We start from the raw sequence: 13,061 nt of genomic DNA on the forward strand, positions 1-13,061 counted from the left end.
CACAAGGCTCCTATTTTCTATTCAATCGTCTTCAGTAATAATTTTTTCAGTAATGGTTTAATCTTCAGTCGTAAATCTTCAGCGTGATTTGCAACTAAGAAGTGATGGTTATAAATGTTTTTCATCAATTGATAAGTTGCTTCTTTCGCTTCGCCTTCTTCGATGAAGATACCGATTACTTCCATACCACTTTTACGCGCGAGTTTAACAGCTTCATGCGTATCTAAAATTCCGTCTTGTTGATAGTCTAGCGCAGAAGGCTCACCGTCTGTGAAGACTAGTAAGAATTTATGTTTCTCAGGTCTTTTGGCAAGCTTTTCAGAAACGATACGAATAATATATCCGTCGCGGTTATCTTCTTCTTCACGAAGTTGCATAATTTCTGGACCAACGTTTGGTAACGTTGAGTTTTTATAATTTACAACTTCATGGATAACGTTCGGCTTATCTTCAGGTTTAGCGCTAGAGGCATCTTCCCAAAATCCGCTAATAGCGTGCGGGATTTTTAAAGATTTTAAAGCTTCATGGAATAGTACAACACTCTTCTTCGTTTCTTCCATTTTGTTATACATAGAACCAGAACAGTCAACTAACAGTTGGAATGCAACGTCGAGCTCTTGTGATTCTTGCCCTTTTTTATAAAACATGCGAGGCTGCTTTTCAGTATAAATACGAAGGAATTTCTTACGAAGTCTTCCGTAATATTTATCACTATTTGCATTCGTTTTATTTTCAATCGTTTTTTCGATAATTTTCTTTAATTCTTTTACATCTTTATTAACGACTGATTTGATAGCTTGGTAATCCTTTTTCTCATCAGGATTTGGTTTACGTGCTTCTTTAAATGTATGAGAAGCGCCAGTGTTATATTTACCATATGCACCATCATTTTGACTAGAAGCGTGTGAAGCCCTTGCTTCTTCTGTATCAGCGCCATCAAAGTTGGATTGTGTACTTTTTTGAGAAGTACCTTGTACAGAACCAAGTGCTTGGTCGCCATCTTCTGATTCACGAGCAGTATCGCCCATCATGTTTGTTTTTGTTCCGCTTTCTAATTCAAAGCGTAAAAAGTTCTCGTTTTCGTTATTTTTATTTTCACGATGCCATGTGGAGAAACTTTCATCCATTTTGTTTTTATTTTCATCGTCATCTATAAGCTGCGTATCATCATTTGCTAAATCTTCGACGCGACAGTTCTTTTCGTCTGCAAGAACAGATAAGTAAAGTGGAGCATGTCCGAAATAGTTGTTAAGCATATCACTTTCAAGAAGCTCCTCTAAGCGGTAGCGAATTTTCTCAACGATATACATAATATCTTCCGTATTACGAGCTTGGAATGTTTCATGCAAAATAGCTTCAATTTGTTCGAAATATTCATTATTAAACATTTCATATTTATCGCTCGTTAATGAAAGATAGCATAGGCAAAATAGACGATCACCGTGATAGTTACGAACGCGATTGATTTCATTTTGTGAGCTAAAGTAATTGCGATACATTTCTTTTCTTCTTTTAAAAACATGCTTCGTGCCAGGACGTAAGTTCTTTACAATTTCCTCAACGCGTAAATCTTCTAATAGAACAAATAATTGTGTTAAAAACTTTTTTAGGGGCGATTCTTGCAATTCAATCGCATAAGAACGAATTAAAGTCATGTCCGAGTAATGTTTATTACCAAGTGCTTTTAAGAACACTTCGCTTTTTAATCCGATTACTGTATCTTCTTCTTTTCGATCATCCCAAAAGTGACTAATGACAACTTTCTTTTCAATTTCGTCGTAGTATGCTTTATAGCCATATTCAAGATAGGCATCGTCTTCTTTTAGAAGGGCATACATTAAGTTTTCCATTTGTAGAAACAGCGACGCATCAATTTTTTTGTCACTAAAAATTTGTCTCATAAATTATCCCTCAAAGAAATAACTTTCTGCTAATTCACGGACAGTCATTTGTTCTGTTTCATCATTAAGTTTTGCAATTATGCTTCGTTCAATCGCTCGCATAACAGGAATATATACACCTAAATCACATGCGTCGATAATACCACGAATACTTGCTGCTTCTTCACTTACACGTCCATCGCGAGCTAAAGGCATAAGGTCGCTTGCAAATGCAACAAACTTTTCAATTGTTGCAACATCATTTAATTTTGATTCTGCTAATAATAGTTCTTTTAATGTATCACCTTGAATGTAAGGAACTTCAATAATAACGAAACGGTTTTTTAACGCTTCATTTAGTTCACTTGTTCCAACGTAACCTTCGTTAATCGCAGCAATTACACGGTATTCGTCATCACCGTATACAACCTCTTGTGTAAATGGGTTTGTGATCATTTTACGGTAATCTAATGCACCGTGAAGAAGTGGTAACGTTTCAGGTTTTGCCATATTGATTTCGTCAATATATAGGAAGTGACCGTTCTTCATTGCTTTCATAAGAGGACCGTTAACGAATGAAACTTCAGATGCACCATCTTTCGTTTGTAGTGTGTTGTATCCTAAAATACCCTCTACATCTAAGTCGACAGAGCAGTTAATGCTATGCATTGGTTTTTGGAATAAAGAAGAAAGAGTTTCCGCTAGTACTGTTTTACCACTACCAGTCGGTCCTTTTAATAGAATGTTCTTGCCAAGAAGAAGTGCTGTAATCGCATCTTCAATAATGCTATTATCAGACGCTTTATATATTTTCGTTCCGATTAAATGTGCATTTTCACCAGCTTCTTGCTTATTCTTTTCATGAATCGTAGAAAGCTGTTGTTTTAAATCAGCATGTATATGAAATTGTTCTAACATGTATTTCCCACCTAACATTATTTTCATAAAGTAATACATCTTATGATAACTTGTTTTAATATGGTATGCAAAGAAAAGGAAGGGGGATAAAGGGAAAAGAAAAAGCAATCAAGATGAAGTTGATTGCCTACAGTAAAGGAGAAATAAGCCTCATGAAAGACTCCAATATGCGTTTTTTTATACTTCTTTTTTGGAAAGAGTTCCATTTAATTTCAGTTGAATGTTTAAAATCTTCTTCAAAATCACGTTTAATATCGTGAACTGTTTTTGATTCATAAAGTACACTAATAATTTCGTAATTCAATTCAAAGCTACGTACATCCATGTTCGCTGTTCCAATAGTTGCAATTGTATCATCAACGAGTACAATTTTTGCATGCATAAAACCATCTTTATAACTGTAAATAGAAGCACCAGCTTTTAAAAGCGGAGTGAAATAGGATTGAGATGCTTGATCACTAATGATGCTATCACTTTTACCTGGATATAAAATCCGTACATCTATTCCGGCAATTGCACTTAAGCGTAATAATGTTAAAGTTTCTTGATCTGGAATAAAGTAGGGTGTAGCGATCCAAATGGATTTTTTTGCAGAGCCCATAACAGCTAATAATGTATTACGAATACTTTTATCATCGGAGCTTGGTCCGCTTGCTACGATTTGAACAGCACCTTCTGCATTTGAAATCTCTTTACCTGGGAAGTATTGTCTATTCATGAATTGATCCCAGGAATAAGTATTTAAACCACTAGAGGCATAGAGCCAGTCTTCTAGAAAGATTGCTTGTAATTTATATAATGCTTTTCCTTCTATTTTTAAATGACTATCACGCCAAACAGGAAATTTCTTGGAACGGCCAAGATATTCATCACCGACATTGAGTCCTCCGGTAAAACCAATTTCGCCATCTACAATAACAATTTTTCGATGGTTACGATAATTGACAGTTTCAAGTAACCAAGCTGAAAAAATAGGGTCAAATTCTACAATTTCAATCCCAGCTTCTTTCATAGGTTGTAAAAATCGTCTTCTTAACGTATTACTTCCAAGGCCATCATAAAGGAAGCGTACAATAACACCATCTTTTGCTTTTTGTATTAAAGCATCTCGAACTTTTGTACCAATTTCATCAGATTTATAAATGTAGTATTGAATATGTATATGATGTTTTGCTTGCTCTATAGCTCGCAAAATTTCTGAAAATGTTTGATCTCCGTTTGTTAAAAGTTTTGTAGTTGTTCTATCTGCGGCAGGACCGCCTCCAAATTTTTGTATGACTTCTGTTAAATGTATGGAACGTTCATTTAGTGGGACTGTGAGTAATAACTCTAGTCTTCTTCCTTCTAATATTTCACGGAATAATTTTCTTTGTTCTTCTGAACGATGGAGATGTTTTTTTCTTCTCCAGCGGCTGCGTCCGAAAATAGCGTATAAAAGCACACCTATAATAGGAAGAAGTGCTAATACTAAAAACCATGCTAATGTACTTTGTGGAGATCTATTTTCTATAAAAATAACGAATGAAATTCCTACGATTGTGATGGACCATAGAGCACCGACAAATGTATATAACGAGATATACGATGTATTTAATAGGAACAGAACGATAGATACAATTGTAAATATTAATAGTAATTGAACGATAGGCTTCTTCATTTCTATATAATTCCCCTAATCTTTTTTCAATATAGACTTCTTAAATAGAAGATGTAATATGACATCTTTATTATAAGGTGTTTTGCTTTTTTTACAAAATATAGACATTTCACCTATACTTTCCGCATTTGTCCTACATACAGTGTACTATCCCATTTTTTATCCCACTCTTAACGCATATGAAAATGAAAAAATCGAAAAGGAGCGGAGAAACATGAATTATATAGAAAATAATGGATTGTATTATCGAAATCATCATGGAGGACACAATCATGGTGGGCACAATCATAACGGTGGACATCATCACCATGGAGGACACAATCACTATGATCACCATCATCATCACGGAGGCGGATGGGGCTGGGGTGGTGGTAGTTCATGGGGAGGCGGATTTTTCCCTGGAAGCTTTGCAGGAGGAGTGTTAGGCGGACTGACAGCTGGTGCATTAACAGGTGCAACAAGTGGAGGGTATTATCCCGCTCCATATCCAGTAGCTTATCCATCACCATACCCTGTAACGTATCCAATGCCATACCCAGGTTATCAGCAAATACCATATTCGTATTAAACTAAAAAAGAGGCTATCCTCTTTTTTAGTTTAATACGGTATTTATTTATAAAATACTTCCAAAATTAAGGTGAAAATATGTTAATATTTTGTTATTGTAATTCAAAAACATATACATTGATGTAGAGTTTTATATTATTATTCGTGAATAGTTATGTAGTATGCTCTAATTTCTATTTCGTTATTAAAAACAAAGAGATCAGATGTGAGTGGTATTAGTTGGAAACAAGGCTTGCATAGAGACACTTAAAGGGATTGCAGTATAATAAGGCGCGAAATAATTAGGGAGATGAGAAGCTACTATTTATAATTAGAACGGTATAATATTGCTTTTTATTACAAATAATATTATGTTATTTTAATCGGTCTATTCAAAAAGATAATTTATGTAATGGGCTAGTATTAGAAAATGAAATATCTCTATTTCTATGAAGAGAAACAGGTTGTGTTTTAGTCAGATAGAAGCAAGGAGAGATGCGCATGCTAGAACAGAGAGGTCATGCATTATATGACTCTTCATTGCGAGATTTAAAGTTAGCATTAGATGAGTCTTCAATTGTTGCAATTACAGATCGAAAAGGTCTTATTACATATGTAAATGATAAATTTTGTGAAATCTCTAAATACAAAAGAGAAGAATTAATTGGAAAAGATCACCGTATTTTAAATTCAGGACATCATCCAAAAACCTTTTTTCAAGATTTATGGAAACGTATTTTGAATGGGAAAGTATGGACAGGTGAGATTCGGAATCGAGCAAAAGATGGTACATATTATTGGGTCAAAACAACAATTGTTCCATTTTTAAATGAAAAAGGAGAGCCATACCAATTTATCGCAATTCGAAATGATATTAGTAGTAGAAAAGAAGCGGAACATAGATTGCGGCTAAGTGAAAGTCGTTATAGGGAACTTGCCTATCATGATGCTTTAACGAGTTTGCCTAACCGTTTACAATTAATAACGACCGTTAACGAATTGATTGCAGATAAAAAAGAATTTGGTATGATTTACTTTGATTTGGACCGTTTTAAATTAGTAAATGATACATTAGGTCATATGATAGGGGATTTACTTTTAAGTGAAGTTGCTTCAAGGTTGCATTATGTACTAGGAGAGAAAGATGTTTTGGCTAGGCTAGGTGGCGACGAATTTGTGCTGTTAACAAAAAATCATAGACAAGATGATATGAGTCAGTTAGCGACATCTGTATTGTCATGTTTTCAGGCACCATTTATGCTGGAAGGCCATGAAGTATACATTTCAGCTAGTCTAGGACTTTGTTCTTATCCACAAGACGGACAAGATGTGGAAACGTTATTGAAAAACTCTGACTTAGCTATGTATAGTGCAAAAGAACAGGGGAGAAACGCTGCGTGTTTCTTTACAGATGAGCTACGCGCGAAAATAAATCGTAGAATGAAAGTTGAGTTTGCTTTGCAAAAGGCAATTCGTGATGAAGAGTTAGATGTAGCATTGCAGCCTATTATTGATTTGAAAACGAAGAGATATTCTGGTATAGAAGCTCTAGTACGTTGTATGACAGAAGACGGACCTATTTCACCAAGCGAATTTATCCCTGTAGCTGAAGAGTCTGGACTTATTATAAAACTAGGAGACTGGGTATTAGAAAAATCATGTCGCTTGTTTAAAACATTGCCGAATTATCAAGAAGGACTAAAGTTATCTGTGAATTTATCTATACAACAATTAATGCAGAAACGTTTTATTTTATCAGTACGTAGCATTTTAAAGAGAACTGGTTTTCCTCCGAACCGTTTAATATTAGAAATAACGGAAAGTATTGCAGTCCGCCATTTTGATTATATTATTGCTACATTACAAGAATTAAGAAATATGGGTGTTTTAATTGCTTTGGATGATTTCGGAACTGGCTATTCTTCCTTATATTATTTAAAACAACTACCACTGGATATTGTAAAAATTGATCGTAATTTTATTCGTGAATTTCATTATGATCACGCACAACCAGAACGAACGATTGTAAAATCCGTTATTGAAATTGCTCATAGTTTAAATTTAGCAGTAGTTGCTGAAGGAGTAGAAACAGTAGAGCAAGAGAGTTTGTTACAATCAATGAGCTGTGATTATGTACAGGGATTTTATTATGCGAAACCTTTATCTGTAGGAGAGCTAAAAGAAAAGTTAATTACAGATTTTTAATAAAAAAGAGAAGCCAGCAGCTTCTCTTTATTTAATCCGTTTTTTGTGAGTCTTTCATTAGTACTGGATAAAGAATAAGACCTAATACGAACAATCCAATTCCTAAGAAGAACGTTTTTAAATCAGCAGTTCCCGTTTTGATAACCCAAATGGAGTATACCAACGCCAATGTAGTAATGATTCCATCTTTTACTCGAGATCCTGGCAGTATATCATACGTTTCTCCTGTAATAACTAATTTTAATTGGTACAAGGTAGAAACAAGGTATGGAATTAAATAGGCTAATGTTGCTACGACGATAGCGAAACTATACGCTTCTGAAACAGTACCAGAAATCGTTGAAAATAAGAAAATTTGCGTCATTACATTTGTAATCAATAATGATTTTGCAGGACTACCTTTTTTATTTGTTTTCCCGAAAAACTTAGGGAAAAGTCCATTTTTTGCTGCCTGGTAAGGTACCTCTGAACTAACAACAATCCAGCCAACTGTAGATCCAAATAAAGATATAAGAGCGAGTAAAGCCATTATATATGCACCTTTATTTCCAATTGCTAAATTTAATGCGTCTACTAATGGTTTTTGAGACTCTTTTAAAGCATCTTGCGGAAGAGCTCCCATTGTAAGTAAAGTAATTGACATGTAAATAAGAAGAGCGATAATTAATCCGAAAATCGTAGCTTTTTTTACATCGCGCTGTGATTTTGCACGATTAGAAAGCATAACTGCTGATTCAATACCGATAAATGCCCAGAGTGTTGCAATAGCAGCTGAATTGATTTGTCCACCTAATGAGATTGATTGTCCAGCTTCATTCATAAAGGTTTGACCGTCTCCGAAATTAGAGGCGTTGAAAATGAATAATGTAATTACAATAAACATTGTAAATCCAATAATTTTTGCAATGGTAGCAAGTAGATTCATGTTTCCAGCTCGATCAATATTTTGAGAAAGAATATATTGAATTCCCCAAAGCATAAGGCTACATACGAGGAAAGTTAATCCTTTTCCGAGTTCCAGTGAAAATCCATTTATTGAAAAAAGAATTTGCTTACTTTGTAAAACTGGAAAGAATGTTGATAAATATCCAGCAAAGGAAATAATAACAGATGCTGTTGCAGCCCAGTTAGCAGCCCAATATCCCCATGCCATACTATATCCTGCAACTTTACCAGCTTTTTTTGAAGGAAACATCGCTTGAGCATAGCTTTGTGGTCCAGCTTTTAATTCTGGTTTCCGAATCGCTAAATTTCCAAATACAAGTGCAATCATAAATACGCCAAGGCCTGTAATACTCCATGCGAGTGTAGAACCCATTGGCCCTGATACTTGTGCTAAATTTGCCGGAAGCATAAATACGCCACCGCCAACCATATTCCCGATAACAAATGCTGTTAAAACCCATAATCCCCATTTTTTCGTTTCCATTTTTGTTAACTCCTTTGTAGTAAGTTTTGCTTAAACATCATTTTTTACTAGCTTTTTGACAATAAAAAAAGAGCCATGTAGATAAAAAAATACCTACATGGCTCTTTCGCCAAAGCGTAGGTACAACGGGAATAACCCTTGTACCTACGCGTAATTTTTCCGCTAGGTTTCAAGGGTTACGTATGATGATGATGTTTTTGTGCAAATGTAACTACAGTTGTTGTATAAGTAAGCATAGTTCTTTGCTCCCTTTCTCCTCTGATTTTGAAGTTAGTATACTACATGTTTTTTTGAATGAAAAGAAAAATATAAAAATTTTTATAAAAATACGTTTTAAAGATTAAATATTTACCTATATTTTTCTTGTACTGGAAAATAAGTGAGAGATTGGCAGAAGAGTGAAGCATGTTATAATACATATAGAATTAGAAGGTGACAAGGGGCTATTGTAGATGATGAGTAAGTATGAACAAATTTATACAGAAATCAGTAAATCTATTGATAATAAACAATTAAAAGAGGGATGCAAAATCCCATCAGAAACAGAATTAATGAAGCAGTATGAGGCAAGCCGAGGCACGGTAAGAAAAGCTGTAGATTTACTGCAAGAGCGTGGATATGTGCAAAAAATTCATGGAAAAGGTGTTTTTGTTTTAAAGCGAAAAAATATTGAATTTAATTTTGGCGGTATTGTAAGTTTCCAAGAAGAAAATGAACGTTTAGGACGTCATTGTATTACGGAAGTTGTGGAAATGGACAAAGAAAAAGCCACAAAAGACATTGCGAAATTATTAAATGTAAAAGAAAAAACAGAGATTGACCATATTAAACGTGTACGAAATATTGATGGAGAAAAAGTAATTTTAGATATAAATCATTTTGTATCTGAGTTTATTCCAGGATTAACGAAAGAAATTGCAACTGCATCGATTTATAAATACATCGAGAAAGAGCTTGGGCTACATATTAGTTATTCGCAGAGGGTAATAGAAGTACAGCCATGTACAGAGGATGACAGAAAGTATTTAGATTTAAATGGAACAGACTATGTTGTCGTTGTGAAAAACTTTACACATTTGTATGATGGAAGTCAGTTTGAATATACAGAATCACGCCACCGTTTAGATATTTTTCACTTTTCGGATGTGGCACGCAGGAAGTAAAGAGGTGGAACAAAATATTGTTTCATCTCTTTTTTTTATAAAAAAAACACAAACTCGTATATACGAGTGTTGACTAACTTATATATACGAGTTAATATGTAATTGTAAACGGTATCAAAAAAAGAAAAGAGGGACGGGAATATGGGGAAAGACTATCGTAAAACAGCAGAGGAAGTGTTGCAGTATATTGGTGGGAAAGACAATATTGAACAAGCTGCACATTGTGTGACGAGGCTCCGTATCGCTTTAAAAGATGAAAGTAAAATAGATAATGATAAATTACAGTCTGTTTCATTAGTGAAAGGAGCGTTTCATAACGCTGGTATATTTCAAGTTGTAATTGGTCCAGGGGATGTAGATCGTGTTTACGCTGAATTGATAACGCTTGCAGGTATGAAAGAATCGACTGTAGCGGACGTAAAAGACTCTGGAAATCAGAAGTTAAATCCAGCTCAAAAGTTTGTAAAAATATTTTCGGATGTATTTATGCCGATATTACCAGCGATCGTAACAGCTGGTTTACTAATGGGTATTAACAATCTATTAGGCGCAAAGGACTTATTTTTTGATGGGAAAAATTTATTAGATGTTTATCCGAACTTAGGCGGGCTTTGGGATTTAATTAATATGATGGCCAATACAGCATTCGTATTCTTACCAGCACTTGTCGGTTGGTCAGCAACGAAGCGTTTTGGTGGTAGTCCAATACTAGGGATTGTTATGGGATTAATGCTTGTGCACCCGGCCTTATTAAACGCTTGGGACTATGGAAAAGCAGCGACTGGTTTAGAGGGTCAAAAGATTGAGTACTTCAATATTTTAGGACTATTCCAAATTGAGAAGGTAGGATATCAAGGACAAATTTTACCTGTTTTAGTAGCAGCATTTGTATTAAGTAAAGTGGAAATTTTCTTAAAGAAACATGTACCAAATGCAATTCAATTATTAGTTGTACCAATTACAACAATCGTTGTGACAGGTGTGTTAGCACTAGGAATTATCGGTCCGGTTACACGTCATATTGGAGATTTATTAACAGTAGGATTAGTAGGTGTATATGAAACAGTACCAGTAGTTGGAGCAGTATTATTTGGAGCGTTATATGCACCGCTTGTAATTACAGGTATGCATCATATGTTTATTGCAATTGATTTACAATTGATTGCACAACATGGCGGGACATTTATTTGGCCGATGATCGCTCTTTCTAACATTGCGCAAGGTAGTGCGGCACTTGCGATGTTCTGGATTTCTAAAAATCAAAATGATAAAAGTATGGCATCAACATCAGCCATTTCAGCATACTTCGGTATTACAGAACCAGCGATGTTTGGGGTGAATTTACGAAATAAGTTCCCGTTCTATGCAGCGATTATAGGATCTGCTGTGGCAGCGATATTCATTACATTAAATGGTGTATTAGCGCCTGCTATCGGAATTGGCGGATTGCCAGCATTTATTTCTATCATTCCGAAATCGATTCCAATGTTTATTGTAGGAATGATTATTGCAGTTGTAATCCCGTTTACTTTAACATGGTTATTTGCAAAAAGAGTCAAACAGAAGTAGGAGGAAGTTAAACATGAAGGATTGGCATAAAAGTGTAGTCTATCAAATTTATCCGAAGAGCTTTAATAGTTATTACAATAGAGAAACCGGGGATATAAAAGGTGTTACAGAGAAACTAGATTATTTAAAAGAACTCGGAGTGGATTATATATGGTTAACACCGATATACCAATCACCACAAAATGATAATGGATATGATGTAAGTGATTACTACAGCATTGATCCATCTTACGGAACGATGGAAGAGTTTGAAGAACTTTTAGCAGAAGCGAAAGTACGTAACATTGAGATTATGCTTGATATTGTTGTAAATCATAGTTCGACTGAACATAAGTGGTTTAAAGAAGCGAAGGAAGATAAAAATAGTCCATATCGTAATTACTATATTTGGCGTGATGAAAAAAATAATTGGCAGTCTAAGTTTGGTGGATCTGCTTGGAAATATGATGAGAAGACGGAGCAATATTATTTACATTTATTTGATGAAACACAAGCTGATTTAAATTGGGAAAATGAAAAACTTCGTGAAGAAGTATATGATATGATGCGTTTTTGGCTGGATAAAGGAGTAACAGGATTCCGATTAGATGTCATTAACTTAATTTCAAAAGACCAATGTTTCTTAAACGATGAAGGTAGTACTGCGACAAGTGATGGACGCAAGTATTATACAGATGGTCCGCGTGTTCATGAATATTTACAAGAGATGAACCGAAATGTTTTTGCAGGAAAAGATGTAATTACAGTTGGAGAAATGTCATCTACGACAATTGATAATTGTATTAAATATTCAAACCCTGAGCGTAATGAATTAAGTATGACGTTTAGTTTCCATCATTTAAAAGTAGATTATCCGAATGGTGATAAGTGGACGAAGGCTGATTTTGATTTTATTAAATTAAAAGAGATTATGTCTAGCTGGCAAATTGAAATGCAAAAGGGCGGAGGATGGAATGCGTTATTTTGGTGTAATCATGACCAGCCTCGCATCGTGTCACGCTTTGGTGATGATGGAAAGTACCGAAACGAATCTGCAAAAATGTTAGCGACAGCCATGCACATGCTGCAAGGAACGCCTTATATTTATCAAGGGGAAGAAATCGGTATGACGAATCCTAAATTTGAGTCCATCGAGCAATATCGTGATGTGGAATCGTTAAATATATACGATATAAAGCTAAAAGAAGGGCTATCAAAAGAAGAGATTATCGGGATTTTAAAGCAAAAATCTCGTGACAACTCTCGCACTCCGATGCAGTGGAATGAAGAGATGAACAGTGGTTTTACAACAAGTACACCTTGGATTTCAGCGGCTGAAAACTTTAAAGAAATAAACGTAGAGAAGGCATTAGAAGATAAAGAGTCCGTATTTTATCATTATAAAAAGTTAATAGAACTTAGAAAAACATATGATGTAATTACAGAAGGAGAATATGCTATTTTGGATAAAAATGACCCTAAAATTTGGGCATATACTCGTACTACAGAAAGTGAAGTACTACTTGTTATAAATAACTTCTATGGAGAAGAAATAACGTACTCTGTACCAGCGCACGTTCAATTAGATGGAATGAAACAAGAAGTACTACTGTCGAATTATAAAGATGCTAGCAAGGATATTGCAAAACTTAACTTAAGACCATATGAATCAATTGTGTATCGATATACGAAATAAAAAGGTTGTATGCCCATG

9 protein-coding genes are annotated in these 13,061 nt (G+C 34.8%); 5 read left to right on the top strand and 4 right to left on the bottom strand.

Annotated elements, in window-relative coordinates; genetic code table 11:
- Positions 1-17: 17 nt before the first annotated feature.
- From BC_RS03130 to BC_RS03140, 3 genes are all read right to left on the bottom strand, one after another.
- Positions 18-1,901 (bottom strand): vWA domain-containing protein, encoded by a 1,884-nt coding sequence (locus tag BC_RS03130; RefSeq protein ID WP_001248875.1) that lies wholly within the window; start codon positions 1,899-1,901, stop codon positions 18-20.
- 3 nt (positions 1,902-1,904) lie between these two features.
- Positions 1,905-2,798 carry an ATP-binding protein gene (locus tag BC_RS03135; protein ID WP_000892973.1) on the bottom strand — a complete coding sequence of 298 codons (894 nt, stop codon included), beginning with the start codon at positions 2,796-2,798 and terminating at the stop codon, positions 1,905-1,907.
- A 127-nt stretch (positions 2,799-2,925) separates the two neighbouring features.
- The gene (locus BC_RS03140) at positions 2,926-4,455 is read right to left on the bottom strand and encodes a cardiolipin synthase (RefSeq protein WP_000743034.1); all 1,530 of its coding nucleotides are present in this window, start codon (positions 4,453-4,455) and stop codon (positions 2,926-2,928) included.
- 214 nt (positions 4,456-4,669) lie between these two features.
- On the opposite strand from BC_RS03140, the gene BC_RS03145 reads away from it, so the two are divergent.
- Together BC_RS03145 and BC_RS03150 are read left to right on the top strand one after the other, a co-directional pair.
- Positions 4,670-5,023, top strand: coding sequence for a hypothetical protein (locus BC_RS03145; protein ID WP_001106379.1), 354 nt, complete (start codon positions 4,670-4,672; stop codon positions 5,021-5,023).
- Positions 5,024-5,503: 480 nt separating this feature from the next.
- Positions 5,504-7,207, top strand: a complete 1,704-nt coding sequence (locus BC_RS03150; RefSeq protein WP_000893345.1) for a putative bifunctional diguanylate cyclase/phosphodiesterase — start codon at positions 5,504-5,506, stop codon at positions 7,205-7,207.
- 31 nt (positions 7,208-7,238) lie between these two features.
- Here BC_RS03150 and BC_RS03155 read toward each other — a convergent pair whose 3' ends face one another.
- On the bottom strand, positions 7,239-8,636 hold the full coding sequence (locus BC_RS03155; RefSeq protein ID WP_000448441.1) for an amino acid permease: 1,398 nt from the start codon (positions 8,634-8,636) through the stop codon (positions 7,239-7,241).
- Between the two features lie 452 nt (positions 8,637-9,088).
- Here BC_RS03155 and treR point away from each other — a divergent pair, with 452 nt between their 5' ends.
- From treR to treC, 3 genes are all read left to right on the top strand, one after another.
- The gene (gene treR, locus BC_RS03160) at positions 9,089-9,799 is read left to right on the top strand and encodes a trehalose operon repressor (protein WP_000987240.1); all 711 of its coding nucleotides are present in this window, start codon (positions 9,089-9,091) and stop codon (positions 9,797-9,799) included.
- 141 nt (positions 9,800-9,940) lie between these two features.
- Positions 9,941-11,368 carry a PTS system trehalose-specific EIIBC component gene (gene treP, locus BC_RS03165; RefSeq protein WP_000513942.1) on the top strand — a complete coding sequence of 476 codons (1,428 nt, stop codon included), beginning with the start codon at positions 9,941-9,943 and terminating at the stop codon, positions 11,366-11,368.
- A gap of 13 nt (positions 11,369-11,381) precedes the next feature.
- Entirely contained in the window at positions 11,382-13,043 is a 1,662-nt protein-coding gene (treC, locus tag BC_RS03170) for an alpha,alpha-phosphotrehalase (RefSeq protein ID WP_000656142.1), read from the top strand.
- Positions 13,044-13,061 lie beyond the last annotated feature (18 nt).

The organism is Bacillus cereus ATCC 14579, assembly GCF_000007825.1.
GTDB lineage: Bacteria > Bacillota > Bacilli > Bacillales > Bacillaceae_G > Bacillus_A > Bacillus_A cereus.